Here is a 26,975-nt window from a genome sequence, read left to right on the forward strand (position 1 = left end):
CGCACCTCGCCCGACTAGCCGACCGCCTGCCCCGCCGCCCGCCCCGCCGCGCGCCCCGAGAACAGGCAGCCGCCGAGGAACGTCCCCTCCAGGGAGCGGTAGCCGTGCACTCCCCCGCCGCCGAAACCGGCGGCCTCCCCGGCGGCGTACACGCCCGGCAGCGGGTCGCCGCCCTCCTGGAGCACGCGCGACGTCAGGTCGGTCTCCAGGCCGCCCAGGGTCTTGCGGGTGAGGATGTTCAGGCGCACGGCGACGAGCGGGCCCGCCTTCGGGTCGAGGATCGGGTGCGGCGCGACGGTCCTGATGAGCCGGTCGCCGACGAACTTGCGTGCCCCACGAATGGCGTTGACCTGCAGGTCCTTCGTGAACGGGTTGACGATCTCACGGTCGCGCGCGGCCAGGGTGCGGTGCAGCGCCGCCTCGTCGATGAGGGGTTCCTTCGTCAGGGCGTTCATGCCCCGCACCAGCGCGCCCAGATCGCGCTCCACGACGAAGTCCACGCCGTGGTCCATGAACGCCTTGACCGGGCCCGGCACGTCGGCCCGCGCCCGGTCGATGACGCCGCGCACGGACTTGCCCGTCAGGTCGGGGTTCTGCTCGGACCCGGAGAGCGTGAACTCCTTGCCGATGATGCGCTGGTTGAGCACGAACCACGTGTAGTCGTACCCGGTGTGCATGATGTGGTCCAGCGTGCCGAGCGTGTCGAAGCCCGGGAACAGCGGTACGGGCAGGCGGTTGCCGCGGGCGTCCAGCCACAGCGAGGACGGGCCCGGCAGGATGCGGATGCCGTGCTTGTCCCAGATCGGGGCCCAGTTCTCGATGCCCTCCGTGTAGTGCCACATGCGGTCGCGGTTGATCAGGTGGGCGCCGGCGCCCTCGGCGATGCCGAGCATCAGGCCGTCCACGTGCGCGGGCACGCCCGAGATCATCTTCTCCGGCGGGGTGCCGAGGCGCTTCGGCCAGTTGGCGCGTACGAGGTCGTGGTTGCCGCCGATGCCGCCGGACGTGACGATCACCGCCTGGGCGCGGAACTCGAACGAGCCGGTCACCTCGCGGCTGCTGGCCTTGCCGCGTTCGACGCCGGAGGGCTCCAGGATCTCGCCGCTCACCGTGTCGACGACGCCGCCCGTGCGGGCCAGGCCCGTCACCCGGTGGCGGAACTTGAACTGCACCAGGCCGCGGGCCGCGCCCTCGTGGACGCGGCGCACGAAGGGGGCGAGGAGGCCGGGGCCCGTGCCCCAGGTGATGTGGAAGCGGGGTACGGAGTTGCCGTGGCCCTGGGCGTCGTAGCCGCCGCGTTCGGCCCAGCCGACCACCGGGAAGAAGCGGACGCCCTGGGCGTGCAGCCAGGGGCGCTTCTCGCCTGCCGCGAAGTCCACGTACGCCTCCGCCCACTTGCGTGGCCAGTGGTCCTCCTCGCGGTCGAAGGCCGCCGTCCCCAGCCAGTCCTGCAGTGCGAGTTCCCTGTGGTCCTTGATGCGCATGCGGCGCTGTTCCGGTGAGTCCACGAAGAACAGGCCGCCGAAGGACCAGTGGGCCTGGCCGCCGAGGCTCTGTTCCGGCTCCTGGTCGACGAGGATCACCCTGCGGCCCGCGTCGACGAGTTCGGCGGTCGCCGTGAGGCCGGCGAGGCCCGCGCCGATCACGATGACGTCTGCGTCGTAGGCCATGGGGGCTCCTCTGGGGGTGAGGTGTTCGGCTGGCGGGTTACCGGTGGGTCAGATCCTGGGTTGGGTGGGGGGTGTAGTCAACTGTCCGGGGTGGGTTGTGGCTGCCCTGCGGGGCATTCCCCAGTCCCGCCCCTTCCCGAAACCGGGGCTCCGCCCCGGACCCCGGGGGTGGGTGTCCCCTTCGGGTGGGACGGGCCGCCCCCGTATCGGCGCTCCGCGCCTCGTCCTCAAACGCCGGACGGGCTGAAAACCACTTCGCCGGGGTGGGCTGAGGGCTTCGCCGATGTGGGGCAGAAGGTGCCGGGCTGTTGGGCTGCTGGTGGAAGTTTGGGCGGGTGGGTGGGATAAAGCCTGTCCGGCGTTTGAGGACGAGGCGCGGAGCGCGATCGGGGGTGATCTGTTCGGGCTGAGGGTGCCGGGTTGTTGGGCAGGGGGCCTGGGGACGGAGCCCCCAGGGGGTGCTGTTGGATGGGGGGATGGATATGGGTGGGGTCGCCGATCCGGCGGACGAAGTGGTGGACGTCGTCGACCAGGACGACAACGTCGTGGGGACGGCACCACGCGGCGAGGTGTACGCCCGCGGCCTACGCCACCGCTGCGTGTTCATCGAGGCCCGCGACGCCGAAGGCCGCGTCTTCGTGCACCGCCGCACCCCGGACAAGCTGGTCTACCCCTCCCTGCACGACATGTTCGTCGGCGGCGTCGTCGCGGCGGGCGAGTCCTACGACGACGCGGCACTCCGCGAGGCCGAGGAGGAACTCGGCGTCAGCGGACTCCCCCGCCCCGTACCCCTGTTCAAGTTCCTGTACGACGACGGCGCCGGGCGCACCTGGTGGTCGTCCGTGTACGAGGTGCGCTGCACGATCCCGGTCAGCCCGCAGCGCGAGGAGGTGGCCTGGCACGACTTCCTCACGGACGAGGAGCTGGCGCGGCGGGCCACCGAGTGGGAGTGGGTGCCGGACGGGCTCGACGCGTACGAGCGGCTGCGGGCGCTCCGGGCCGCCGGATAGCCCGGCGCGGCCTACGGCGCCCGGCGGGCGACAGCCGCACCGGGCGACCTATCGTGCAACGGTGAGCACCTTCGTACAGAGCCTGCGGCTGTGGTTCGCCCCCGGGCGCGTCCGGCAGGAGGGCGAGACGCCCGACTACCGCTTCTCCCTCGCCAACGAACGCACCTTCCTCGCCTGGCTGCGCACCGCGCTCGCGCTGATCGGCGGCGGCTTCGCCGTGGACCAGTTCCTGCCCGACCTGCGCTGGGGCGTGCGCGTCGGCCTCGCCCTCGCGCTGCTCGCCGCCGGGGTGCTGTGCGCGTTGCGGGCCGTCAACCACTGGGTGCGCTGCGAGCAGGCCATGCGGCGCGGCGAGGACCTGCCCGCGTCCCGCTTCCCCGCGCTGCTCGGCGTGGTGGTGGCGGTGGTCGCGGTGGCCATGGTGGTGGTCGTGGTGTTCGGGTGGGAGGGGTGACCGAGGCCGCGGATCCCGGGGCCGGTGGGGCTGGTGAGGCCGGAGGTACGCACAGGGCCAGGGCCACTGGTGGGCCCGGAAGCGCCGACGGCCCCGGAAACACCGCCCCCCAAGGCCCCGCGCCGCGCGACCCCGGCCTCCAGCCCGAGCGGACCCGCCTCGCGTGGCGGCGTACCACGCTCACCTGCACGGTCGCCGCGGTGCTCGGCGCCCGGGCGGCGCTGCACGACGGGGCGTCCGTGGTGGCCGCCGTCGCGTGCGCGCTGTGCCTGCTGCTGTGGCTGGGGTTCCTGGCGGTCGCGCACCGCAGGATGACCGCGCTGACGGCGGCCCGCCCGCGCCCTCTCGGCCCCCGCGTCGCCGCGGCGGCGGCCCTGTGCACGGGGGCGCTCGCCGTGTGCGCGGCGGCGCTGATCCTCTAGGCGGGCCGCTGCCTGCTGCCCGCCGGGCTGCTGTCCGCCCTCCGCCACCCAGTCCACCCGGGCCGCTGTCCACCCTCCGCCACCCAGTCCACCCAGCCCACCCGGCCTACTGCCCGCTCTCCGCCGCCCAGTCCACCCGCACCACGATCTTCCCCCGCGTCCGCCCCTCCTCCAGGAGCCGGAACGCGTCCGCGGCTCGTTCCAGGGGGAACGTCTCCTGGACGTGGGCGGTGAGGACGTCCTGCTCGACGAGTTCGGTGAGGTGGGTCAGGTCGGCGGCGTCGGGGCGGACGAAGCAGTACTGGCCGCCGAGGGCGATGACGGAGCCGTCGGCGATGGAGGCGAGGCGGCCGCCGGGGGCGAGGAGGTCCGCGGAGAGTTTCAGGGTGTCGCCGCCGATGGTGTCGAAGGCCGCGTCGACGCCCTCGGGGGCGAGGGCGCGCACCCGCTCGGCGAGGCCGTCGCCGTACGTGACCGGTTCCGCGCCGAGATCGCGCAGGTAGGCGTGGTTGCGTTCGCTCGCGGTGCCGATGACGCGGGCGCCCGCGTGCCGGGCGAGCTGCACGGCGAAGGTGCCGACGCCACCCGCGGCCGCGTGCACGAGGACCACGTCCCCTTCGGTGACGGACAGGGCCTTGTCGATCACCTGGTAGGCGGTGAGTCCGGCCAGGGGCAGGCCCGCGGCCTCCTCGAAGGTGAGGTTGCGGGGCTTGCGCGCGAGGGTGCGCACGGGGGCCGCCACGTACTCGGCGAGGGTGCCGCGCGAGAGGAAGTCCTCGCGTACGTAACCGATGACCTCGTCGCCGACGGCGAACTCCGGGGCGGCGGCCCCTGGCTGGACGACCACGCCCGCCACGTCCCACGCCGGGATCACCGGGAAGACGGTGTCCAGGGCGGCGTCCAGGTATCCCTCGCGGCACTTGAAGTCGACGGGGTTCAGGGCCGCGGCCCGCACCTTGACCAGGACGGAGTCGGGGCCGACCTTCGGGTCGCGCACGTCGCCGTACTCGAGGACGTCGGGCCCGCCGTACGCGCGGTAGCTGATCGCTTTCATCGGGTTGCCTCACGGAGTCAGAGAAGTAGTGAAAAGGTTTCACAACGGGATCAAACAGGCATCGAGGACTAGCCTGAGAGAGTCACCCGGCTCGGCCGCCAGGGACACCTCGCGCAAGGAAGGCGTACGACATGACCACGCTCCACCAGGAACACGCGGCCCACGACCACACCCACAGCCCGGACTGCGGTCATCAGGCGGTGCCGCACGGCGACCACGTCGACTACGCCCACAACGGCCATCTGCACACCGCGCACGAAGGCCACTACGACGAGTGCGAGCCGAGCGCGCACGTCACCCACGAGGGCCACGACCACCAGCACGGCGAGGGCTGCGGGCACGAGGGCGTGCTGCACGGCGACCACGTCGACTACGTCCACGACGGGCACCGGCACGCCGCGCACGACGGCCACTGGGACGACCACTGAACCCTCCTCCCAGGGCGCCCGGTCACCCCTTCCCCGACCGGGCGCCCACTGCTGCGCCCCCGCGATCCTGATCACGTTCGGGCCGGACCCCCTGGACGACATACCGACTGGTCGGCATCATGAACGACAGCGTTGGCACGACCGACCACCGTCCGCCGCCCGTCGTTCATGATCAGGAGCGATTCGCCCATGAGTCCAGACCGCCCCCTCGGCCCGCCCGGCCTCGACCTCGACCGGCTGCGCGGCCACCTCGACCGCGCACGACCGGGCCTGCTCGCCGCGGACCCGCTCACGGCCCGGCTGATCGAGGGCGGCCGGTCGAACCTCACGTACGCCGTGACGGACGGGACGACGCGCTGGGTGGTGCGGCGCCCGCCGCTCGGACACGTCCTCGCCACCGCGCACGACATGCGGCGCGAGCACCGGGTGATCAGCGCCCTGCACCCGACGGACGTGCCGGTGCCGCGGCCGGTGCTCCTGTGCGAGGACGAGGAGGTGCTCGGCGCCCCGTTCTACGTGATGGAGTTCGTGGCGGGCACGCCCTACCGCACGGCGGAGCAGCTCGCGCCGCTCGGCCCGGAGCGCACCCGCGCCGCCGTGCTCGGCCTCGTCGACACCCTGGTGGACCTGCACGCCGTGGACCCGGAGGCGGTCGGGCTCGGGGACTTCGGTCGGCCCGAGGGCTTCCTCGACCGGCAACTGCGGCGCTGGGGCAAGCAGTTGGACGCCTCCCGCGGCCGGGAGCTGCCCGGCATCGAGGAGCTGCACGCCACCCTCGGCCGCTCGCTGCCCACCTCCCCCGCGCCCACCGTGGTGCACGGCGACTACCGCCTGGACAACGTCCTCCTCGACACCTCGGGCGACACCGACCGCATCGCCGCCGTCCTCGACTGGGAGATGTCCACCCTCGGCGACCCGCTCACCGACCTCGGCCTGCTCGTGATGTACAGCGTGCGCCTGGAGGTACCGGACTCGCCCGTCAGCACCACGGCGGGCGCCCCCGGCCACCCGGACCCGGCCGAGCTGATCGAGCGCTACGCCGCCCGCTCGGGCCGGGACGTCTCCGCCGTCGCCTGGTACACGGCGTTCGCCTGGTTCAAGCTCGCCGTGATCCTGGAGGGCATCCACTACCGCTACACCCTCGGCCAGACGGTCGGCGCGGGCTTCGACCGCATCGGCGAGCTCGTGCCCGTCTTCATCGAGCACGGCCTGACCACCCTGTCGGAAGCCTGAGAGGACCCGGACACCACCATGCACTTCGCATACGACGCCCGCACCGAGGAACTCCGCGGCCGCCTGCTCGCCTTCATGGACGAGCACGTCCTGCCCGCCGAGCCGGTGGCCGAGGAGCAGCGCGCCGCCCTGGCCTCGCCCTGGGACACGCCCGCCGTCGTCGGGGAGCTGAAGGCCGAGGCGCGCCGCCAGGGCCTGTGGAACCTCTTCCTGCCCGACGCCCGGTACGGGGCGGGCCTGACGAACCTCCAGTACGCGCCGCTCGCCGAGATCACCGGCCGCAGCCCGCACCTGGCGCCGACCGCCCTCAACTGCGCGGCGCCGGACACCGGCAACATGGAGGTGCTCGCCCAGTTCGGCACGGACGAGCAGCGCAAGCAGTGGCTGGAGCCGCTGCTCGCGGGCGAGATCCGCTCGGCGTTCGCCATGACGGAGCCCGAGGTGGCCTCGTCGGACGCCACGAACATCACCACGCACATCAAGCGGGACGGCGACTCGTACGTCATCACGGGCCGCAAGTGGTACATCTCCGGGGCGATGAACCCCGACTGCAAGGTCTTCATCGTCATGGGCAAGACCGACCCGGACGGCGCGGACATCCGCCGCCAGCAGTCGATGGTGCTCGTGCCCCGCGACACCCCGGGCGTCGAAGTGCGCCGCGCGATGCGGGTGTACGGGTACGAGGACCACTCCCACGGCGGGCACGCGGAGGTGGTCTTCGACGGGGCGCGGGTGCCGGTGGCGAACCTCGTCGGGGAGGAGGGCGGCGGCTTCGCCATCGCCCAGGCGCGGCTCGGGCCGGGCCGCATCCACCACTGCATGCGCCTCATCGGCATGGCCGAGCGGGCCATCGAGCTGATGTGCCGCCGGGCCGTGGAGCGCACCGCGTTCGGCAAGGCGCTGGCCCAGCAGGGCGTGGTCCAGGAGTGGATCGCGGACGCGCGGGTCGCCGTCGAGCAGGTGCGGCTGCTCGTCCTGAAGACGGCCTGGCTGATGGACACGGTGGGCAACAAGGGCGCGCACACCGAGATCCAGGCCATCAAGATCGCCACGCCCCGGACCGTCGTGGACATCCTCGACCGGGCCGTGCAGTTGCACGGCGCGGGCGGCGTGAGCCAGGACTTCCCGCTGGCGGAGCTGTGGGCGGCGGCGCGCACCCTGCGGCTCGCCGACGGTCCGGACGAGGTGCACCAGCGGTCGCTGGCGCGGCGGGAGTTGAAGCGGTACCTCTGATTCCGGTGCGGGGCGGCAGGCCGTCGGCCCGTCGCCCCGCACCCGGCCCGGCCTGCCCCGACCCGGCCGGGCCCGGCCTTCCGGGCCTACGGTCGCAGCGCCCGCAGCAGCAGGTCCGCCAGGTGGTCGGCGACCTGCTGCGGCGTCAGGGGGCCGTCGGGGCGGTACCACGTCGACAGGTGGTGGACGGAGCCGAAGTGGTAGTCCACGACGAGGTCGGCGGGGGTCGCCGTGGAGAACACACCGGCCTCCTGGCCCTCCTCGATCAGCGCCCGGAACCGCTCGTGGTAGCGGCGCCGCTCCGCCCGTACCTGCTTGTGCTTCTCGGGGCTGAGGTGGTGCATCGACCGGAAGAAGATCGAGGCGTCGTCGAGGTTCGCGATGGTGGTGACGACGACGTCGGCCGCCGCGTCCCGCAGCCGCCGCTCCACCGGCTCGTCGGCGTCGGCGAACGCGTCGAGCCGCTCCTGCTGCACCCGCAGCATCCGCGCGTACACCTCGTGCAGCAGGTCGTCCTTGGAGCCGAAGTAGTGGTAGAGGGCGCCCTTGGTGACGCCCGCGGCCTCGACGATCTCCTGCACGGACGTACGGTCGTAGCCGCGGTCGGCGAAGAGCCGGGTGGCGGCGGCGAGCAGCCTCTGCGGGACGGGCGTACCGTCACCGTCCGTCGTTCTGGCCACTGCCGCCACCTGCTTTCCGTTGCATGCTGTTCTGGTCTTCGAGGCGTCCCGCCGCGTTCCGCCGCGGGCCCTCATCGACGGGAACGCAGTTCCCGCCGGAGGATCTTCCCACTCGCGGTCTTCGGCAGCTCCTCCAGGACCTCCACCGCACGGGGGTACTTGTACGCGGCGAGCCGTTCCTTGCAGTACGCGACCAGCTCGTCCGCCGATCCGCGCGCCCCCGCCCGCAGGCTCACATAGGCCTTGACGCTCTCTCCCCGGTAGCTGTCGGGCACGCCGACGACGGCCGCCTCCCGTACCGCGGGATGGGTGTAGAGGACGTCCTCGACCTCGCGGGGCCAGACCTTGAACCCGGACGCGTTGATCATGTCCTTCTTGCGGTCGACGACGTACAGCCAGCCGTCGGTGTCCATGAAGCCGATGTCGCCGGTGCGCAGCTCGCCGCCGGGGAAGGTCTCGGTGGTGGCCTCGGGCCGCTTCCAGTAGCCGGGCACGACCTGCGGCCCGCGCACGACGATCTCGCCGGGCGTGCCCAACGGCACCTCCGCGCCGAGTTCGTCGAGGACCCGGACGACGGTGTCGGGTCCGGGTACGCCGACCGCGAGCGTCCCGGAGTCCGGGTCGACGGGGGCCCGCAGGCCGGGCGGCACGGAGGCGCAGGGGGCGGTGCACTCGGTGAGGCCGTAGCCGTTGTGGAGGTAGGGCCCGAAGCCCGCGCGGAACTTCTCCACGAGGGCGGGCGGCAGCGGCGCGCCGCCCGAGGAGATCAGGACGAAGGAGTCGAAGTGGGCGCGGGTGGCGGCCGGGTGGGCGGCGAGCGCCATGAAGGCGGTGGCGGGACCGACGGTGTACGCGGGCCTGTGCTCGGCGAACGCGTCCAGGACCACGCCCGCGTCGAAGCGGTACGCGAGCGCGAGCGTGCCCGCGTTGGTCAGGCAGGCGGCGAGCTGGGCGACCATGCCGGTGATGTGGAACAGCGGGGCGAGGGCGAAGTAGCAGGCGCCTTCGGGGATGCCGGATCCGGCGCGCTGGCGCTCGGCGTTGTAGGTGATGTTGCCGTGGGTGTTCATGGCGCCCTTGGGGGTGCCGCTGGTGCCGGACGTGTAGCTGATCAGGGCGGTGTCGGAAGGGCCGGGCTCGCGGCCGCCGGGGGCGGGCAGGCCCTGCCGGGCGACGGCGACCAGGTCGTCGGCGTCCGCGGCCACCGGCAGCCGCTCGAAGCCGAGGACGCGCGGGTCGTCGCGCGACTGGAGGTCGAGCTGGCAGGCGGTGAGGACGACGCGGACGCCGGTGCCCGCGGCCGTGTCGCGCAGTCCGCCCTCCCAGGCCCGGTCGGCGCAGACGAGCGCCGTCACGTCGGCGTCGGTGAGGATGTGCCGGGTCTCGGCGGACTTGTACATGGGGTTGACGGGCACCACGGTGGCGCCCGCCTTCCAGGCGGCGAGCAGCGCGATCACGAAGTGCGGGGTGTTCTGCAGGACGATCGCGACCCGGTCGCCCGGGACCAGGCCGCGGGCGGCGAGGTGCCCGGCGACGGAGTCGGTGAGGGCGTCGACCTCGCGGTAGCTGAGGCGTCCGTCGAAGTAGGCGAGCGCGGTGCGGTCGGGCGCGGCGACGACGGAGGCGCGGAAGGCGTGCGTGAGGGACGCGGCGGGCGCGACGGGGGCGCGCTGGGCGTCGCTGAGGAGGGCGAGCCAGGGCTTGGCGGCGTACGGGGAGGTGGGGGGTGAGGGAGGTGAAGGGGGTGAGGGAGGTGGCGGGGTGGCGGGCCTGGCTGGGGTCGCGGGGGCCGTCGGGGTCGCCGGGGTGGCCGGGGTCGCCGGGGTTTCGCTCACCGCTCGGACGCCTCCCACTTCTGCTGGATGTGGTTCATGCTCGTGAGCCACTTGTCGGGCGTCGCGGCCCGCGCCTGGTAGTACCCGGCGACCTCGGGGTGCGGCAGGATCAGGAAGCGGTCCTCGGCCATGCCGGTGAACAGCGCCTCCGCGACGTCCTCGGGCTCGATCGCGGTGGGCGCGAGGACGAGTTCCCCGGCGGAGCCCGCGGCGGTGAGCATGTCCGTGCGCACGCCCTGCGGGCAGATCGCGTGGACCTTGACGCCGCGGTGACGGTAGGTCAGGGACAGCCATTCGGCGAAGGCGTACGCGCCGTGCTTGGTGACGCTGTACGGCGCGGCGCCCACCATCGTGAGCAGCCCGGCCGCCGACACCGTGGACACGAACCGACCCCCGCCCCGCTCCAGCCAGCCGGGGACCAGGGCTTCCGCGGCCCGGACGTGCGCCATCACGTTCACGTCCCAGGCGTCGGCCCACACCCGCTCGGCCGCCGCCTCGGTGCCGCCGGAAGCGAGGCCCGCGTTGGCGCAGTACACGTCGACGGTGCCGTCGAGCGCGGCGAGGGCGTCGGCGACGACCGCGGAGGCGTCGCCGGGCAGGGCGACGCCGCCCACCTCGGCGGCGACCTCGGCCGCTCTGGCCGCGTCCAGGTCGTTGACGACGACGCGGGCCCCGGCGGCGGCGAAGCGGCGGGCCAGCGCGGCCCCGATCCCGCCGCCGGCACCGGTGACGACGACTCCCTTGCCCTGCAGGCTCTCCACGGGTGGTCTCCTTCGGCCTCGGTCACGCTCGCGTCGACCGGGTGCTGGTCGATCACGTTCTCCATCGCAGACTAACCAGTCGGTATGTTGTGACGAAAGGGGGTCTCCGGTCCGGGTGCCCCCCGCCTCCTGGTGGAGCGAACCCCACCCCCGGACGGGGTGCCTCCGGGATGGTCGCGCGGGCCGCCGCACGGAATCGTGATCTTCGTAGGGAACACGATGTCCAGGAGGACGAACATGGCACGCACCGCCCCGTCGCGGGTCTCTCTGGTACTGGTCACCGCGGTCGGGACCGGCGCCCTGCTCGCCCCCGTGACCGCCGCGGCCGCCGCCCCGCGTCCGGGCGACCCGGTGCGGGCCATCGAGAGCGCCGCGCACCCCCTGCGCGCCACGGGCCCCACCGGCTCGACGAAGGACCTGCGGCCGCTCGGCCGGATGGTGGGCGACGCCGAGGTGGTGGGCCTCGGCGAGGCCACGCACGGCACGCACGAGTTCTTCACCATGAAGGACCGGATGTTCCGCTACCTCGTCCAGGAGAAGGGCTTTCGGACCTTCGCCCTCGAGGTCAGCTGGACCACGGGGCTGCGCTTCGACTCCTATGTGCGCGGCGGCCCGGGCGACGTGCGGGAGCTGGTCCGCCGGGAGCTGTCGAAGGGGCCCTGGTACAACGAGGAGTACATCGAACTGCTCACCTGGATGCGCCGGTACAACGAGCGCCACCCGGACCGTCAGGTGCGCTTCCTGGGCAACGACCTCAACAACCCGGAGACCGGCGTCGAGCTGTACGACGCCGTGACCGACTACGTGCGCCGCCACGCGCCCGACCGGCTCGACCGGATCAAGGCCCTGTACGCGCCGCTGCGCGAGGTCACGGACGGGGACGCCCACCTGGCCCTGCCCCTGGCCGAGCGCGCCCGGCTCGCGAAGCAGGCGCGGGCTGCGTACCGGCTGGTCAAGAACATCCGGCCGGAGCACGGTGGCACGAAGTTCACCTGGACCCTCCAGCACGCCCGCTCCGTCATGCAGACCGCGGACATCTACGCCTTCGACACCGACAAGCCCGCCGGGGTCAGCGGGGCGATGCTGTACCGCGACCGGATCATGGCGGAGAACACGGTGTGGTGGCAGCGGCAGACCGGGGGCAAGGTGCTCGCGTCGGCCCACAACGCCCACGTCGGGTACGAGTCACGGGACGCCAACTACCCGAAGATGCAGGGCGCGTTCCTGCGGGACGCGCTCGGGTCGAAGTACCGCAGCGTCGGGTTCACCTTCGACCGGGGCTCGTTCCTCGCGACCGGCACCGAGGACACGGAGTGGAAGCGGCGGACCGTGGGCCCCGCGGCGCCCGGCATGAACGAGCACACCCTCGACAAGGTGTCGTACGACGACTACTACGTGGACCTGCGGAAGGTGCCCACCGCCGCCCGCGCGTGGCTGGACAAGCCCCGCCCGACCCGCAGCATCGGCACCGCCTACCCCGACGGCCCGTACGAGATCCGCCTCGGCGCGAACCACGACGTCCTCATCCACCTGCACCGGACCACGGCCGCCCACCGGCCGCAGTAGCCCCGCCGGTGGCTCGGCCGCTCAACTGCTGAGCCACCAGCGTCCGTTGTCCTTCGCCAGGGCGTCCCAGAGCAGGTTCAGCGGATGGCTCGCGTCGTAGGAGGCGCGGTCGCCGCGCCGGGTGAAGACGCCGACCAGGACCTCGGTGCGCGGCCCGACGTCGCCGATCACATCGAGGCGGCGCAGCCCCCCGGCCTCGGGGAGGCTGCCGGACTCGGCGGCCTCCGCGATGCCGCGGGTGACGAGCATCGCGCCGCTGACCACGCCGGAGCGCAGCAGTTCGAAGCCGTAGTGGGCGGCCTCGATCTCGGCGGCGATGGACATCTCCTTGCGGAAGTCGGCGCCGTACCAGGCCGTGAGGAAGCGGGCGATGAGACCACCGGCGGAGACCACCAGGGGCAGGCCCGGCAGCTCGCTCGCGTCGACCGAGTCGCCGGGCAGTTTCTCCGGCGGCAGGTTCGTGAGGATCGACAGGCCGCTGCGCCGCCACTCCACGATCTCGTACGGCTCCAGCTCGGCCTCCTGGCCCTCCGTGACGACGATGCTGCCGCAGACCAGGTCGAGTTCCTTGGACCGCAGCCGGGCGAAGAGGTCGCCGGTGCGCACGTGGGTGACCTTCAGGTCCACGCCGCGGCGTTCGTAGACGTCGCTGACGCGCTCCACGGCGTCCAGGAGGAAGCCGAGGGTGTAGCGGGTCGAGCCGACCGAGAGGGTGCGGCCGAGGCGGCGGCGCGCGTCGTGGATGCCGTCCGACCACGCGGACAGCGTGCTGCGCGCGAGGGCGACCAGATGCTCCCCGGTGGCGGTGAAGAGGACGTCCTTCCCGCGGCCCCGCTTGAGCACCAGCGCCTCACCGCACAGCGCGCCGAACGTGCGGTTCATCGTGTCCAGTTGCTTCTGCACGCTGGACTGTTCCCGGCCGAGCTGGCGCGCGGCGGCGAGCGCCGTGCCGGTCTCGTGCACGGCGAGCAGCGTCCGAAGCTGATCCATCGTGGTGTCCAGCAGTTCCGCGGGGTACTGCGTGGGACCGTTTAAGGCCATGCGAACTTACTCTCTCCAACTCCCTTTGAGTTTTACGGCATTGCAGCATAGCCGTCGTGGAAACTGATCCCTCGATCACCCCAGATTATCTGGGGATTTCTTCCAGAAAATGCTGGCTGTGTTCGTGGTGCCCATGGAATGGTCGAGCCAATCCCACTCGAACCTTCATCTCCCCGAGGAGAGTCGCACCCGTGAGTCAATACCAGGTCGCGCCCGCGCCGGTCGGTCCCCGCCGCGCGGCCCGCGCAAACCGCGCGGTCCGGCGGCCCGGCACCCTGACCACTCTGGTCTGGACCTCTGTCATATCCGCGGTGTCCGCAATCGTCGGCGCGGTGCTGGTCTTCGCCGGCGGCAATGACATGGCCGACGAGAACATCAGGGACGTCATCGACGACCATCCGGACGTCGTGGGACTGCCGTCGAATACGACAGCGGCCGACATCAAGTCGCTCTCGGGGCCCATCTGGGACGAGCTCGTCAGTGACCGCGCCGGTGCGCTCGCGGCCCGCGCCGGATTCGCCATTTTCACCGCTGTGTGCCTGCTTGTATTCACGCTCTGCGTCCGCAAGAAGGCGGCCACTTGGGCGCGCGTATTCATTACCATTTCGGGCGTCGTGGCCTTGTTCCCCCATGTCCTCATCTTGGGTGACTACGAACCCGAATCCGTCATGGCGTTCAGCTTCGTGGCGCTGCTCACGGTGCTGGTGGCCGTAGTGTGCTGCTGGCTCCCGGCCACCAACCGCTACGCCCGCGGCCAGAAGACGCCGCCGCCCGCGGCCGTGCCCTACGGCGCCCCCGTCCACCCCGGCGACCGGATGCCGTACTGACCAGGGCCCCGCAGACCCACGCGGGAGCCGGTGCCGCCGCCCGGGGGACGGCACCGGCTCCCGCGTGTTGCCGCGTGTTTCCCTGAGTTCCCGTGTGTTCCCGCGCGACATCTGGCCATGAGCGCCGACCGGCAGGACCATGCGGTCGTGGAGCCCTACTGGGAATTGACCTTCGACACCGACGGAGACGTCGACGCCGCGCAGCGCGACCGGCTCCTGTCGGGCGCGGAACGTGAACGCGTCACCGACCTGCTGGTGTTCGCGCACGGCTGGAACAACGACCGGCGGATGGCCCGGCAGTTGTACCGGCGCTTCTTCGCCCCCTTCGAGCAGCTCGCCGGAGCCGGGGTGCGCCTCGGCTACGCCGGTGTCCTGTGGCCCTCGATCCGCTTCCCCGACGAGCCGATCCCCGACTTCGAACCCTCCGCGGGGCCGACCGCGGCCGCACCCGGGTCACCGTCCGCCGCCCCGCCCCCGCCCGGCGACCCGACCCTGGACCGGGCCACCCGCGACCTCCTGTCGCACACCTTCCCGGGCCGCGAGCAGGCCGCCCGCCTCGACCGCCTCGCGGAGCTGCTCCAGGAACGCGCCGAAGTCCGCTCCCGCCTGGACGAGTTCGCGCGACTGGTCCGCGATCTGGTGGCGGTGCGCGACACCAGCCCGGCGCACGAGTTCGCCGACGACCTCGGCGCGGGCGAGCCCGCGATGCTCACCGACGACGCCGTCGAGGTCTGCGAGATCTTCCTGGCGATGCTGGAGGACGCCCGCGGCGCGCAGTTCCTGGACGGGGTGCGCAAGCGGCTGTGGCGCGGCGCGAAGGAGCTGCTGCGGCAGGGCACCTACTACGCGATGAAGCGCCGGGCCGGTGCCATCGGGCAGCTGGGGCTCGGCCCGGCCCTCGGTCTGCTCGCGGGTGACGTACCGGGCCTGCGCGTGCATCTGATCGGGCACAGCTTCGGGGCCCGTCTGATCTCGTACGGGCTGCACGGCATGCCCGCGGGGGCGCACTGCGTGAAGTCCGCCACGCTGCTCCAAGGGGCCTTCTCGCACTACGCGTTCAGCCCCCGGCTGCCCCATGACCGCTCGCGCGGCGGGGCGCTGGCCGGGATGGAGCGGCGGGTCGACGGGCCGCTCGTGTGCTGTTTCTCGCGCCATGACCACGCGCTCGGCAAGCTCTATCCGCTCGCCTCCAAACTCGCCGGTGACTCCGCGAGCTTCCTCAATCTGTGGGAGCGCTGGGGCGCCCTCGGGTTCGACGGGTTCAAGGCCGTCGACGGGGCCCGGCGGGTGACGCTCGGCGCGGCCCTGCCGGCCCGGGGGTGCGTGAGCGTGGACGCGGCTGCCGTGGTGCGGCGGGGCGGTCCGCCCAACGGCGCGCACAGCGACATCTGCCATCCCGAACTGGCTCGTGCGGTGTGCGCGGCGGGACGGATCGCCCTCGCCTGACCGGGGATTCGCCCCGCCGGCCGGACAGGGCGGGCCCTGTCCGGCCGAAGCGGTCTCCGCCCCGCGCCGGTCACCGGTGCCGGGGGAACTCCACCACCTGCTGGTAGGTCGGCCGGTTCTGCCACTGGACGGCACGGTGCGTGATGCCGCCGACGGCCCGGTGGATCACGGCGTCCGCGCACCACTGCTCGCCCGCCTTGCAGCTCGCGTCACCGGGGTAGACCTCTGACGCCGGTTTCGCGACGGCCCGCTCCAGGCTCTTCAGGAGCGCGTCCCGGCACGCGTCGAGCTTGCCGTTCCCGCAGTACGCCTCCTTCGTCCAGCCCTCGACCGGCTGCCCGAGCACGGTCCGCAGGTCCTTGTCGGCGTAGCCCCACCAGCCGTACTGGAAGGCCGACCCGGCGTGCGCCCCGGTCGGTCCGTGCCCCGCCGACGGCGCCTCGTCCACGCCGAGCTGCGAGGTCAGCGCGGCGTAGAGGCCGTCCCCGAGGCCCGGCTTGAACGCGGCCTCGACGAGCTGCGGCCACCAGGCGTCCATGATCCGTACGGCGTCGGGGTGCGCGTAGACGTGCGAGCCCTGCGCGGTCTCCTTGCGCTGCGAGCCCGCCTTGCGCCACGCCTCCAGCTGCTGCACGGCCTGGGCCAGGCGCGGGTCCTCGACGGCCTTGCTGCGGATGACCTTCAGGAGCTCGGGCAGCACCTGTTCGCCGCGCAGGTCGGTGACGGCGGCCTCCGCCATCGCCTGGGTGAGCGAGGCCCTGGTGACGCCGCCCTCCTCGGTGAGCTTCCTGACGCGGTCGTCGAGCAGGTCGCCGCGGTGCACGGCGCTGTGGCCGAAGCCGGCCGCGCTGAAGTCCTTGGCCTGTTTGTTGTTCCAGGAGACGTAGTAGTCCTGGTTGACCGAGTTCGGGTGCTCGGCGGCCGGTGTCTGCGCCGAGGTGTTGTTCGTGGGGTCGAAGTCCCGCCATTCGTAGGCCTGTTGGGCCTTCACCGGGAAGGACGGGTCGATGCCGTCGGCGCGCCGGGGGTTGGCGCCGCTGTTGTAGTAGGCGATGTCGCGCGAGTCGGCGTAGAACCAGTTGAAGGCGTAGGAGATGTGCTGGGCCGCCTTCTGGAAGGTCGCGGCGTCCTTCACGTACGACGGGTCGTTGAGCATCTGGAAGCCGATGATCGAGTCGGCCTCGTGCCGGTAGGTGGAGCGCAGCGAGACGTACGCGACGGGCTTGCCGTCGACCGTCGCGCGGTGCGTGACGACGCCGTAGTTCGTGCGGAAGACCTGCATGCGGTAGGAGCCCGCCGCCGTGGAGTCGGCGACGGTCGGCTTCCAGGCGTTCTTGCGCTCCAGCTTGTCCATCGGGGTGCAGGTGCCCCGGTAGAGGTAGTGGGTCGCGTCCTTGCCGGGGGTGCCGCCGCCGGGTGCGCACAGTTCGACGGCGTACGTGTCCGTGATGTCCTGGCCCGCGGACGTCGCCGACCACGCGTAGTCCTGGCCGCGGCCGAGCTGGACGTACATGCCGACGCCCGCGAAGGAGACGCCGCGCGCGCTGATGCCGGGGCCCTGGAGTTCCTGCTGCATCAGGAGCTGGGGCGCGAAGTACCCGGTCTGGGGGCCGAAGACGGCGACGGGGTTGCCGCTCGCGGTGTGCTTGCCCGAGACCAGCAGGGCGTTCGACATGCCCTTGCCGTGCGCGGGGTTGCCCGCGGAGCCGAACAGGTCGGCGGGCAGGACGCCCTTGTCGTACATGCCCTGGAGCGGCTTCAGCTTCTTCGGGGCCTCGACCGGGTTCCTGGGCGCCTTCGCCGGGTTCTTCGCCGTGGCCTTGGCGCCGCCCTCGCGGTCGTACACGAGTTGTTCGCGCTCCACCGAACCCGGGTCGGGCATCGCGGCGCCGCGCGCCTTCTCGGGCTTGCCCGCGTACGGGAAGCTGCTGCCGTCGTGGATGGTCTGGACGGTCTCGGGGTCGTTGCGGGCGCGGAACTTCTCCCAGACCTCGGTGCCCTTCTCGACGCCGTACTTCTGCTGCGCGGCGAGCAGCGAGAGCGCCGACTCGACCTCTCCCCCGCCGCCGTTGCCGAACAGTCCGCCCACCACGGAGGCGAGCGCGATCATGTCGGTGATCTTGAAGGGCTGGATCTCGCCGACGTTCGTGATCGCGTCGATCTTGCCGGTGAGGACGTACTCACCGGGGAAGTAGCGGCCGTCCTTGGCCTGCACCCGGTAGGCGTTGAGGCCGTCGACGTAGGCCTGCGCGTCCTCCATGGCCCGCTGGCCGCGCTCGCCCTGCGTCTGCCGGATGTAGTCGACCTGGCGCTGGAGGTCCGCCTCCGCGTACGGGGCCTGCGGCCAGAACTGCTGCTCCAGGCCCTGGTTCGCCGGGGCGCCGCCCGCGAACGGGGTCAGCTCGCCGCGGCCGATGTGCCGGAACAGGTCGATGAGCCACAGCCGGTCCTGGCCCGCGGCGAAGCCCGCGCCGAACTCGGTGCCGTAGCGGGTGGTGCCCTGGATGTGCGGAATGCCGTACTTCTTGTCGCGGGTGATCGTCACGTCGTCCCGCGGCTTGGTGACGGAGGCCACCTGGTCGGGCTCGACGCCGAAGGAGGCGTCGTTGAAGAACTCGGTGAGCTTGCCGTCGGTCAGCGAGGGATAGCCCGCCGCGAGCGCGTCGTAGGGGCCCAACTGGTCGTCGGCGTGGGCGGGCTGGGTGCCGAAGACGCGGTGGCTGAGGATCTCGGCGAGGGTCGCGTTGCCGTTCGCGCCGGGCGGCAGGATGTCCGCGCAGTGGTCACCGCAGTAGTCGGTGACGGGCGCGGGTTCGGCCGCGGCGGCGCCGGGACCCGGCGCGAGCAGCAGACCGGCCCCGAGGACAAGGGCCGCTGACATCGTGAGGGTTCTGAGCCGTGCGATGCGTCGTCGCATAGGTGCTCCTCCGGAAGGCCGTCGCGGCGGAGGTTACTGTCGGGTTGTCGAACCTGAAAGATGAACAACCGTCGCCTTTTCACAACCGCCACATGCATCTCCGCTGACCTGCGGGGAACGCGCTGATGGGAAGCCATCGAAAATCGGATGGCACCAAAACGTGAGTCGATACGTCTACTCGATGCCCCTCGGGTCCGGGGCGACTTTCCTCGGCCCGGGGCGACGTCCGAGAACGTGTGACGGAGGTGCAGGGCGATGGCCGGATTCCGGAGTCTCGCGAGACAGGTGCGTGATCCGCAGAGCGATCTGGCACTGCGGCGGTACTCACTGCGCAAGTGCCTGGAGAGATTCGCCCCTTACGGTCACCGGGCGACCTGGGACCACCTGTGTTCCCGGTCCGGGTTCGGCCCCGAGGACCGCTCACCCGACCCGGCGCGGCTCGTGGCCGCGCTCGACGAACTGGAGGCGGCCCGCGCGGTGTGGCTCGCCTACGAAGAGGGCTTCGCGCGCCGTCGGCGCAGGGAGAAGCACGACGGACTGCGCCGCCCCGGCAGCGTCGACGACTGGCACCGCTGCACCTGGGGCGGCCGCGGAGTCGCCTGGTGCGACGACCCCGGCGTGCACCCGTCCGCGCCGCTCCCCGACGTACTGCGCAAACTCATCGACGCCCTGGAGCGAGAGCCCGGCGCCGCCTGCCCCGTGTGCGGCGACACGGCCCTCGAATGGCGCTACGGCCTGGCGCACGAACCGTCGTCGGGCCCCGTCTGCACGAGCTGCGGCATCGTGGTTCCCGCCCCCGTCCTCTCGCCCGAGGCCGTGCGGCACGCCCGGATGCGGCACTCGCGCCCACTGGTCTCGGCCTGACCCTCAGGGCCTGGCGACGTCCGTGTGGATGGCCAGCTTGAACTCGGCCAGCATCAGCGGCGCGGCGAGCTTCACGTCGCCCGGTCCGCGCGCGGATATCTTCAGGCCCACCGGGGTCCCGGGGTGCACGAACATCTGCCAGGTGTACGAGCGGTACTGCCCGCCCCGGGTGGGGACGGTGTCCGTGGTCGCGGTGGAGTCGTAGCCCGTCGACAGGTTCAGCGGATCGCGCACGAACCGCGCGCGGTACTCCGTCGGCCGGTTGTCCGGCTCCCAGAAGACCATCGCCGACAGCGTGCCCCACCCGTCGTGGCTCGGCCATATCAGGCCCGAGCGGGCGTCGGGGAACCGTGACGGAGTGGTGAAGCCGTGCGCCGGGTCGTGCATGCGCCAGGGGTCGTACTGCTCCTCGCCGGCGTCGTACGGGAAGCGCACGAGGTGGTACCCGTCGCTGTCGTAGGTGATCTTCTGGCGTCCGCTGCGTGCTGCTTCCCATTTCAATGAACAGATGACGACGCTCATCCTGTCCCCCGTGTGGTGTTGGCGTGCTGTGATGGCTCGATGCAGGTATGTCTGAACGGTGCCCGTGGCGCGGACGACGGCGCGGCCGTGCCGCTGTCGCCCGGAGCCCTGGCGCGATCGGCGGCCGAGGCGGTCGCCGCCGGCGCACTCGATGTCCATGTACACCCCAAGTCCCCGTGCGGGGAAGACACTTTGGCGCCACGCGCGGTCGCGGCGGCCCTGGACGCGCTGCGCGCCGCCGTCGCGGTGCCCGTCGGCGTGACCACGGGCGCCTGGGCCGAACCCGACCCGGCGGCGCGCGCGGCACGGGTGCGGGCGTGGACCGTGCTGCCCGACCACGCCTCCGTCAACTGGCACGAGCCGGGCGCGGAGGAGGTGGCGCGGGCGCTCCTCGAACGGGGCGTGGGCGTCGAGGCGGGCCTCTGGTCCGGCACCGACGGCGCGGAGCGGTTCGCGGCGTCGCCGCTCGGGCCCCGGGTGCTTCGGGTCCTCGCGGAGGTCACCGACCAGGACGCGGCGACGGCCGAGGCGACGGCGCGGGCGCTGCTCGCGGACATCGGCGACGCGCACGGCCGCCCGGTGCTGCTGCACGGCGAGGAGGGCTCCGCCTGGCCGGTGCTCGCGCTCGCGGGACGGCTCGGCCTCGGGCGGCGGATCGGCCTGGAGGACACGCTGGTGCTGCCGGGCGGGGAACGGGCCGGGTCGAACGCGGAGTTGGTGGCGGCGGCGCTGGGGCGGTGAGGGGGGCGCCCGGCCGGTGGCGGCGGCGCCCGATGGTGACGGCGGCGTCCTACGGTGACGGCTGGGCGGGGTGGCCTGGCCGTCACCGGGCGGGGTCAGGAGCGGCGTTCGCCCATGAGGCGGGAGCCGATGATGCGGGCGCCGAACTCGTCGTCGGGGTTGGACAGGACGCAGGTCTCCAGGGACAGACAGCCGCAGCCGATGCAGTCCGTGAGGTGGTCCCGCAGCCGCCCCAGCTGTTTGATGCGCTCGTCCAGCTCGGAGCGCCAGGTCTGGGACAGCGCCGCCCAGTCCTCGCGGTTGGGCGTGCGCCCCTCGGGCAGCTCCGCGAGGGCCTGGCCGATCGTGGCGAGCGGGATCCCCACGCGCTGCGCGGCCCGGATGAAGGCGACGCGGCGGAGCGTGTCGCGGTGGTAGCGCCGCTGGTTGCCCGAGGTGCGCCGACTGCTGATGAGCCCCTTGGACTCGTAGAAGTGCAGGGCGGACACGGCGGCGCCACTGCGCGCGGCGAGCTGTCCGACCGTGAGCTCGTGGACCTTCTCTGGGATCTGGGGCACTCCTGGAAGCCTACTTGCCGGTGCGTTGACAGGTGTCGGGGGCACCCCGCATGCTGAGCAAGCGCTTAGTTCACCTACGTCCGGGAGGCCGGGGACATGGCAGAGCCGAGGATCTTCACGTCAGCCGAGGAGCTGCGCGCCGCCGTCGGCGAGCAGCTCGGGCACAGCGACTGGCTGGCGGTCGACCAGAAGCGGATCGACCTGTTCGCGGATGCCACCGGCGACCACCAGTGGATCCACGTGGACCCGGAGCGGGCCGCGGCGGGGCCGTTCGGGACGACGATCGCGCACGGCTACCTGACCCTCTCGCTGCTTCCGGTGCTCGTTCCGCAGGTGCTGCGGGTCGAGGGCATGAAGATGGGCCTCAACTACGGCACGAACAAGGTCCGCTTCCCCTCCCCCGTGCCGGTGGGCTCGCGGGTGCGCGGGACGGCCGTGCTCACCTCGGTGGAGGAGACCAAGGACGGCGGGGTGCAGGTGACGGCCGCCGTCACCGTGGAGCGCGAGGACGGCGACAAGCCCGCCTGCGTGGCGGAGTCGGTGTCGCGCTACTACTTCTGAGTCGCCCCCACCATCCGCAGCACGAGGTCGGCGTACAGCGCGCCGACCTCGTCCGGCGTCCTGCGCCCGCCGACGTCGAACCAGCGGGCGACGTCGATGCACAGGGACAGCACGGCGAGCGTGGTGCCGGGCACGTCGGGGACGTCGAACTCGCCCGCCCGCACGCCGTCGTTGATGATCTCCCGGACGGCGGCGTCGGAGAGGCGGCGCAGGACCACGATCTCGGTGCGGTGCTCGGCGCTGAGCGCGTCGAGTTCGTACTGCACGACCCGGGCGGTGGTGTGGTGTCCGGCGTGCCAGCGGACGAAGGACCGGACGGCGGCCGAGAGACGGTCGGCCGCGGTGCCCTCGCCGTCGGCGGCGGCGCGCAGGATGGCGAGCGCCTTGTCGTGGCCGAGCCTGCTGATGCGGTGGAGCAGCTCTTCCTTCGTCTTGTAGTGGATGTAGAGCGCGGCGGGGCTCATGCCGGCGCGGCCCGCGATGTCCCGCGTCGTCGTCGCGTGATAGCCGCGCTCGGCGAAGGCGTCGACGGCGGCGATCAGCAGCCGCCTCGCCGCGTCGGGACTGACCTCGGCCCACGGCTGTTCCTCGCCGAGGGTCTCCTTCGCCGCACCCATGCGCGCTCCTTCCACCGTTCAGGACAGTCACCCTACCCTGAAGGTGAGCAAGCGCTTAGGCAAGTGGGCGCCGTGATGAACCGGGCCCTCAGAACGCGGACACCCCGGTCAGCGCCCGCCCGATGACCAGCTTCTGGATCTGGCTCGTGCCCTCGTAGAGGGTCATGACGCGGGCGTCGCGGAGCAGCTTGCCGACCGGGTACTCGTCGATGTAGCCGTAGCCGCCGAAGACCTGGAGCGCGTTGTTCGCGGCGCGCACCGCGGCCTCCGACGCGAACAGTTTGGCCTTGGAGGACTCGGTCGCGAACGGCTGCCCCCGGTCGACGAGGTCGGCGACCCGCCAGGTGAGGAGCCGGGCCGCGTCGACGTCCACGGCGATGTCGCTGATCAGCTCCTGCACCAGCTGGTGCCGGGCGATGCTCTTGCCGAACTGCTCGCGCTCGCCCGCGTACGCCACGGCCGCGTCGAGGGCGGCCTGGGCGATCCCCACGCACCCCGCGGCCACCGACATCCGCCCCTTGGCCAGGGCCGACATCGCCACCGCGAACCCCTTGCCCTCGGGCGCGAGCATCGCGTCCGCGGGCACCCGTACGTCCTGGAGGACCAGCTCGGCGGTGGCCTGGCCGCGCAGGCCGAGCTTGCCGTGCACGGCGCGGCGGGTCAGTCCGGGGCTGTCGGTGGGCACCAGGAAGGCGGAGACGCCCTTGTGGCCGGGGGTGTCGTTGGTGCGCGCGAAGAGCAGCACGACATCGGCCCAGGTCCCGTTGGTGATGAACATCTTGGAGCCGTTCACGACGTACGCGTCCCCGTCGCGGACCGCCCGGGTGGCCAGATTTCCCGCGTCGGAACCGGTGCCGGGCTCGGTCAGGCCGAAGCACCCGATGTGACTGCCGGAGGTGAGCCCCGGCAGCCAGCGCCGCTTCTGCTCCTCGGTGCCCCAGGCCGCGACGGACTTCGCCACCAGGCCGAGCGAGACCGAGACGATCCCGCGCACCGAGGAGTCGCCGCGCCCCAGCTCCTCCGTCACCAGGCAGTACGCCAGGTGGTCGCCGCCCGAGCCGCCGTACTCCTCGTCGATGGTCAGGCCCAGGAAGCCGACCTCGCCGAGCCGCCGCACGATCGACTTGTCGACGCTCTCGGCCCGGTCCCACGCGGTCACGTGCGGGGCGATCTCACGCTCGACGAAGTCACGGGCGAGCCGCTTGGCGGCGGCCTGCTCGGCACTGAGCTCCAGGTTCATCGCGGCCACCTCACGCTTCGCTCCACCCGTTCCGGCCCTCGCCCGCGACTCCGAAATTAGCAGTGCTAGTTTCTGCGGGCAGCCCTACTATGTGCCGCATGGCCCGACCGCGCAAGCCCCTCCTCAGCCGAGATCGCATCGTCGACGCGGCCCGCGGCCTCGTGGACGCCGAGGGCCTCGCGGCGCTCTCCACCCGCCGTCTCGCGGCCGAGCTCGGCGTCAGCGGCCCCTCGCTCTACAACCACTTCCGCACCAAGGACCAGATCCTGGAGGCGGTCGCGGACTCGGTGAGCGCGCAGGTCGACCTGTCGATGTTCGAGGACGGCAGGGACTGGCGCGCCGCGCTGCACGACTGGGCCGTCTCCTACCGCGCGGCCCTCACCCTGCACCCGAACATCGTCCCCGTCCTGGCCCGCGGCCCCGGGCGGCGCCCCGCCGGACTGCGGCTCGCCGACGCGATGTTCGGCGCGATGGTCGACGCGGGCTGGCCACCGGCCCAGGCCACCTCGATCGGCGCGCTCATGCGGTACTTCATCATGGGCTCCGCCCTCGGCTCCTTCGCGGGCGGCTTCGTCGACGACGAGACGGCGTACGACCCGGCCGACTATCCGCACCTCGGGCAGGCCCATCTGCTCGCCGAGCACCAGGAGCTGGTGGACGAGCGGGCCTTCGAGGCGGGCCTTCGGGCGCTGCTCGACGGCCTGGAGGTGCAGTACGCGCACGTGGCCGCGGCGCGGCCGGCCTGACGCGGGCCGGACCCGGCCCGGCCCGGGTCTAGAACACCACCAGCGCCCGCCCGCCCTTGCCCGCCACCATGTTCTCGAACGCCGCCGGGATGCCGTCGAGGCCGACGCGGTCGGTCACCAGGCCGCCGAGGTCGAGGCGGCCCGCGCGGACGTGCTCGGCGAGCACGGGCAGGTCGACGGCCGGGTCGGCGTTGCCGTAGACGCAGCCGGACAGGGTGCGGCCCCAGTGGAACAGCTCCAGGGCGTTGAAGGTGACCTGCTGGTCCTTGCCGCCGATGCCGACGACCGTGGTGCGGCCGCCGCGCCGCGTCGACTCCCAGGCGGTACGGATCGTGACGGCGCGTCCCACGCACTCCACGGCCACGTCGACGCCGTGGCCGCCGGTCAGCCTGCGGATGTCGCGGGCGGTGGTGTCGGAGGCGACCACGTAGTCGGTGGCGCCCGCGGCCCGCGCCAACTCCTCCTTCGCCGGGGACACGTCGACCGCCACGATCCGCGCGGCCCCGGCGATCCGGGCCGCCTGGAGCGTGGCGAGGCCCACGCCGCCCGCCCCGAAGACGGCGACCGTCTCGCCCGTGCGGACCCCGGCCGCGTGGTGCACGGCGCCGTACCCGGTCAGGACGGCGCAGCCGAGCAGGGCCGCGTCGGTGAGCGGGACGCCGTCGGGCACGGGCAGCACGCAGGCGGCCGCGACCACGGTCTCCTCCGCGAACGCGGCGACGTTCAGGCCGGGGTGCAGGTCGGTGCCGTCGGACCGGCGCGCGTACACCTCGCCCGCGCCCGTGAGCGCGTTGCCGCACAGCCACACCTCGCCCAGGCCGCAGGCGTGACAACTGCCGCACGAAGGCGCCCAGTTCAGGACGACGCCGTCGTCCGGGGCGACATGCGTGACGCCCTCGCCCACGGACACGACGGTGCCCGCGCCCTCGTGCCCGAGCACGGCGGGTACGGGCACCCTCATCGTGCCGTTCGACAGGGACAGGTCGGAGTGGCACACCCCCGCGGCGGCGAGGCGCACCCGCACCTGGCCGGGACCCGGTTCGGGCAGGTCGATCTCGGCGATCTCCAGGGGGGAGCCGACGGCGGGCAGGACGGCGGCGCGGACGCGGACCACGATGGCGTACTCCTAGCGGCGAGGAACGAGGGTACTGACGGCGGTCAGAACTGGAGCGACTTGGTCTGGAGGTACTCGGTGAGGCCGTGGGCGCCGAGTTCGCGGCCGACGCCCGACTCCTTGTAACCGCCGAACGGGGCCAGCGGGTTGAAGCTGCCGCCGTTGATGTCGACCTGCCCGGTGTGCAGACGGCGGGCGAAGGCCACGGCCTCGGCGTCGTCACCGGCCCACACCGCGCCCGCGAGGCCGTACACGGTGCCGTTGGCGATGGCCTCGGCGTCCGCCTCGTCCTCGTACCGCAGGAGCGAGACGACGGGGCCGAAGATCTCCTCCTGGGCGATCGTCATCTCCGGCGTGACGTCGGCGAAGACCGTCGGGCGGACGTAGTAGCCCTGCTCGCGCGGGGCGTCGGGGCCGCCCGCGACCAGGCGGGCGCCCTCCTTGACGCCCTGCTCGATGTAGCCGCGCACGCGGGTGCGCTGCTTCTCGCTGACGACCGGGCCGATGCGGTCGCCGTACTTCGCGGCGGCGACCGCGGCGAGCTCCACCGCCTCGTCGTACCGGGAGGTGTGCACCAGCATGCGGGTCCAGGCGCTGCACGTCTGGCCGGAGTTGGCCATGACGTTGGCGACGCCGACGTTCACGGCCTTCGCGAGGTCGGCGCTCGGCAGGATGACGTTGGCGGACTTGCCGCCGAGTTCGAGGGCGACGCGCTTGACGGCGGCGCCCGCGAGGGCGCCGATGCGCTTGCCGACGGCCGTGGATCCCGTGAACGACACCAGGTCGACGCCGTCGTGCTCGGCGAGCGCCTGGCCCGCGACCGGGCCGAGCCCGGTGACCAGGTTGAACACACCCGCGGGCAGCCCCGCCGCGTGCACGATCTCCGCGAACAGACGCGCCGTCAGCGGGGTGTCCTCGGCGGGCTTGAGCACCACCGTGCAGCCCGCGGCGAGGGCGGGGGCGACCTTGGCGACGATCTGGTGCAGCGGGTAGTTCCAGGGCGTGATGGCCCCGACCACGCCGACGGGCTCGGCGTACACCGTGGAGTTGCCGACCTTCTCCTCGAAGGCGTACGTGGCCGCGAGGTCCGCGTAGGACCCGGCGACCAGGACGGGGACGGCGGCGTGCACGGCCTCCGAGAAGCGCAGTGGGGCGCCCAGTTCGGCCGTGACCGTCTCGGCGATCTCGCCCTGGCGGGCGGCCAGGCCGTCGCGGATCGCGCCGATCAGCGCCGCGCGCTCCCGGGGCGGGGTGGCCGACCAGGCGGGGAGGGCGGCCCGGGCCGCGCGGACGGCCGCGTCGACGTCCGCCGCGGTGCCCGCGGGGACGTGGGCGATGACCTCTTCGTCGGCCGGGTTCACGACCGGGATCGTGTCCCCCGTCGCGGCGGGGCGCCACGCGCCCCCGATGTACATCCCGTCGTGGGCCTTCATCCG

26 protein-coding genes are annotated in these 26,975 nt (G+C 72.7%); 13 read left to right on the forward strand and 13 right to left on the reverse strand.

The features are described 5' to 3' along the window. Positions 1-14: 14 nt before the first annotated feature. A complete protein-coding gene (locus ACFVHO_RS30315) occupies positions 15-1,670 on the reverse strand; it encodes an FAD-binding dehydrogenase (protein WP_385721469.1) in 1,656 nt (551 codons plus the stop codon). Positions 1,671-2,146: 476 nt separating this feature from the next. On the opposite strand from ACFVHO_RS30315, the gene ACFVHO_RS30320 reads away from it, so the two are divergent. The 3 genes from ACFVHO_RS30320 (at position 2,147) to ACFVHO_RS30330 (ending at position 3,556) form a co-directional block, all read left to right on the forward strand. After that, a complete protein-coding gene (locus tag ACFVHO_RS30320; RefSeq protein WP_385721470.1) occupies positions 2,147-2,680 on the forward strand; it encodes an NUDIX hydrolase in 534 nt (177 codons plus the stop codon). Positions 2,681-2,741: 61 nt separating this feature from the next. Next, positions 2,742-3,134: a YidH family protein gene (locus ACFVHO_RS30325; RefSeq protein ID WP_385721473.1), complete on the forward strand. Its 393-nt coding sequence runs from the start codon at positions 2,742-2,744 to the stop codon at positions 3,132-3,134. Further along, positions 3,131-3,556 carry a DUF202 domain-containing protein gene (locus ACFVHO_RS30330; RefSeq protein WP_385721475.1) on the forward strand — a complete coding sequence of 142 codons (426 nt, stop codon included), beginning with the start codon at positions 3,131-3,133 and terminating at the stop codon, positions 3,554-3,556. The genes ACFVHO_RS30325 and ACFVHO_RS30330 overlap by 4 nt, the downstream gene beginning before the upstream one ends. A gap of 106 nt (positions 3,557-3,662) precedes the next feature. On the opposite strand, the gene ACFVHO_RS30335 is transcribed toward ACFVHO_RS30330, so the two are convergent. Next, complete coding sequence (locus ACFVHO_RS30335; RefSeq protein WP_385721477.1) at positions 3,663-4,610, reverse strand: NADP-dependent oxidoreductase; 948 nt, start codon at positions 4,608-4,610, stop codon at positions 3,663-3,665. Between the two features lie 131 nt (positions 4,611-4,741). Between ACFVHO_RS30335 and ACFVHO_RS30340 the strand changes: the two genes are divergently transcribed. The 3 genes from ACFVHO_RS30340 (at position 4,742) to ACFVHO_RS30350 (ending at position 7,504) form a co-directional block, all read left to right on the forward strand. Beyond that, complete coding sequence (locus tag ACFVHO_RS30340) at positions 4,742-5,038, forward strand: hypothetical protein (RefSeq protein WP_385721480.1); 297 nt, start codon at positions 4,742-4,744, stop codon at positions 5,036-5,038. A 189-nt stretch (positions 5,039-5,227) separates the two neighbouring features. Then, a complete protein-coding gene (locus tag ACFVHO_RS30345; RefSeq protein WP_385721483.1) occupies positions 5,228-6,271 on the forward strand; it encodes a phosphotransferase family protein in 1,044 nt (347 codons plus the stop codon). 18 nt (positions 6,272-6,289) lie between these two features. Next, positions 6,290-7,504: an acyl-CoA dehydrogenase family protein gene (locus tag ACFVHO_RS30350; RefSeq protein ID WP_385721486.1), complete on the forward strand. Its 1,215-nt coding sequence runs from the start codon at positions 6,290-6,292 to the stop codon at positions 7,502-7,504. 86 nt (positions 7,505-7,590) lie between these two features. Here ACFVHO_RS30350 and ACFVHO_RS30355 read toward each other — a convergent pair whose 3' ends face one another. From ACFVHO_RS30355 to ACFVHO_RS30365, 3 genes are all read right to left on the reverse strand, one after another. After that, entirely contained in the window at positions 7,591-8,184 is a 594-nt protein-coding gene (locus tag ACFVHO_RS30355; protein WP_030356177.1) for a TetR/AcrR family transcriptional regulator, read from the reverse strand. 71 nt (positions 8,185-8,255) lie between these two features. After that, the gene (locus ACFVHO_RS30360; protein WP_385721490.1) at positions 8,256-10,019 is read right to left on the reverse strand and encodes an AMP-binding protein; all 1,764 of its coding nucleotides are present in this window, start codon (positions 10,017-10,019) and stop codon (positions 8,256-8,258) included. After that, positions 10,016-10,780, reverse strand: coding sequence for an SDR family oxidoreductase (locus tag ACFVHO_RS30365; protein WP_385721493.1), 765 nt, complete (start codon positions 10,778-10,780; stop codon positions 10,016-10,018). Before ACFVHO_RS30365 ends, ACFVHO_RS30360 begins: the two co-directional genes overlap by 4 nt. Before the next feature lie 237 nt (positions 10,781-11,017). Between ACFVHO_RS30365 and ACFVHO_RS30370 the strand changes: the two genes are divergently transcribed. After that, positions 11,018-12,346: an erythromycin esterase family protein gene (locus tag ACFVHO_RS30370; protein ID WP_385721496.1), complete on the forward strand. Its 1,329-nt coding sequence runs from the start codon at positions 11,018-11,020 to the stop codon at positions 12,344-12,346. Between the two features lie 21 nt (positions 12,347-12,367). On the opposite strand, the gene ACFVHO_RS30375 is transcribed toward ACFVHO_RS30370, so the two are convergent. Beyond that, entirely contained in the window at positions 12,368-13,336 is a 969-nt protein-coding gene (locus ACFVHO_RS30375) for a LysR family transcriptional regulator (protein WP_385721499.1), read from the reverse strand. 242 nt (positions 13,337-13,578) lie between these two features. Here ACFVHO_RS30375 and ACFVHO_RS30380 point away from each other — a divergent pair, with 242 nt between their 5' ends. Further along, on the forward strand, positions 13,579-14,214 hold the full coding sequence (locus ACFVHO_RS30380) for a hypothetical protein (RefSeq protein WP_385721502.1): 636 nt from the start codon (positions 13,579-13,581) through the stop codon (positions 14,212-14,214). A gap of 117 nt (positions 14,215-14,331) precedes the next feature. After that, the gene (locus ACFVHO_RS30385; protein ID WP_385721505.1) at positions 14,332-15,660 is read left to right on the forward strand and encodes a serine-threonine protein kinase; all 1,329 of its coding nucleotides are present in this window, start codon (positions 14,332-14,334) and stop codon (positions 15,658-15,660) included. A 70-nt stretch (positions 15,661-15,730) separates the two neighbouring features. Here ACFVHO_RS30385 and ACFVHO_RS30390 read toward each other — a convergent pair whose 3' ends face one another. Beyond that, positions 15,731-18,577: a penicillin acylase family protein gene (locus ACFVHO_RS30390; protein WP_385721507.1), complete on the reverse strand. Its 2,847-nt coding sequence runs from the start codon at positions 18,575-18,577 to the stop codon at positions 15,731-15,733. A 255-nt stretch (positions 18,578-18,832) separates the two neighbouring features. On the opposite strand from ACFVHO_RS30390, the gene ACFVHO_RS30395 reads away from it, so the two are divergent. Next, a complete protein-coding gene (locus ACFVHO_RS30395; RefSeq protein WP_385721510.1) occupies positions 18,833-19,441 on the forward strand; it encodes a hypothetical protein in 609 nt (202 codons plus the stop codon). A gap of 3 nt (positions 19,442-19,444) precedes the next feature. Here the strand turns inward: ACFVHO_RS30395 and ACFVHO_RS30400 are convergent, their stop codons facing one another. Further along, complete coding sequence (locus tag ACFVHO_RS30400) at positions 19,445-19,963, reverse strand: hypothetical protein (protein ID WP_385721513.1); 519 nt, start codon at positions 19,961-19,963, stop codon at positions 19,445-19,447. Between the two features lie 39 nt (positions 19,964-20,002). Here ACFVHO_RS30400 and ACFVHO_RS30405 point away from each other — a divergent pair, with 39 nt between their 5' ends. After that, the gene (locus ACFVHO_RS30405) at positions 20,003-20,704 is read left to right on the forward strand and encodes a 3-keto-5-aminohexanoate cleavage protein (RefSeq protein ID WP_385721516.1); all 702 of its coding nucleotides are present in this window, start codon (positions 20,003-20,005) and stop codon (positions 20,702-20,704) included. Positions 20,705-20,799: 95 nt separating this feature from the next. Here ACFVHO_RS30405 and soxR read toward each other — a convergent pair whose 3' ends face one another. Continuing rightward, the gene (gene soxR / locus ACFVHO_RS30410) at positions 20,800-21,261 is read right to left on the reverse strand and encodes a redox-sensitive transcriptional activator SoxR (protein WP_385721519.1); all 462 of its coding nucleotides are present in this window, start codon (positions 21,259-21,261) and stop codon (positions 20,800-20,802) included. Between the two features lie 96 nt (positions 21,262-21,357). Between soxR and ACFVHO_RS30415 the strand changes: the two genes are divergently transcribed. Then, a complete protein-coding gene (locus ACFVHO_RS30415) occupies positions 21,358-21,822 on the forward strand; it encodes a MaoC family dehydratase (protein ID WP_385721522.1) in 465 nt (154 codons plus the stop codon). Here ACFVHO_RS30415 and ACFVHO_RS30420 read toward each other — a convergent pair. Both ACFVHO_RS30420 and ACFVHO_RS30425 read right to left on the reverse strand, forming a co-directional pair. Continuing rightward, complete coding sequence (locus ACFVHO_RS30420; RefSeq protein ID WP_385721524.1) at positions 21,813-22,439, reverse strand: TetR/AcrR family transcriptional regulator; 627 nt, start codon at positions 22,437-22,439, stop codon at positions 21,813-21,815. The genes ACFVHO_RS30415 and ACFVHO_RS30420 overlap by 10 nt on opposite strands. Before the next feature lie 88 nt (positions 22,440-22,527). Next, on the reverse strand, positions 22,528-23,679 hold the full coding sequence (locus ACFVHO_RS30425) for an acyl-CoA dehydrogenase family protein (protein WP_385721527.1): 1,152 nt from the start codon (positions 23,677-23,679) through the stop codon (positions 22,528-22,530). Positions 23,680-23,777: 98 nt separating this feature from the next. On the opposite strand from ACFVHO_RS30425, the gene ACFVHO_RS30430 reads away from it, so the two are divergent. Then, entirely contained in the window at positions 23,778-24,425 is a 648-nt protein-coding gene (locus ACFVHO_RS30430; protein ID WP_385721531.1) for a TetR/AcrR family transcriptional regulator C-terminal domain-containing protein, read from the forward strand. A 28-nt stretch (positions 24,426-24,453) separates the two neighbouring features. Here the strand turns inward: ACFVHO_RS30430 and ACFVHO_RS30435 are convergent, their stop codons facing one another. Beyond that, complete coding sequence (locus tag ACFVHO_RS30435) at positions 24,454-25,539, reverse strand: Zn-dependent alcohol dehydrogenase (protein WP_385721534.1); 1,086 nt, start codon at positions 25,537-25,539, stop codon at positions 24,454-24,456. 44 nt (positions 25,540-25,583) lie between these two features. Then, complete coding sequence (locus tag ACFVHO_RS30440) at positions 25,584-26,972, reverse strand: aldehyde dehydrogenase family protein (protein ID WP_385721537.1); 1,389 nt, start codon at positions 26,970-26,972, stop codon at positions 25,584-25,586. Between the last annotated feature and the right edge of the window lie 3 nt (positions 26,973-26,975).

It is taken from the genome of Streptomyces sp. NPDC127108 (genome assembly GCF_042677545.1).
Classification (GTDB): domain Bacteria; phylum Actinomycetota; class Actinomycetes; order Streptomycetales; family Streptomycetaceae; genus Streptomyces.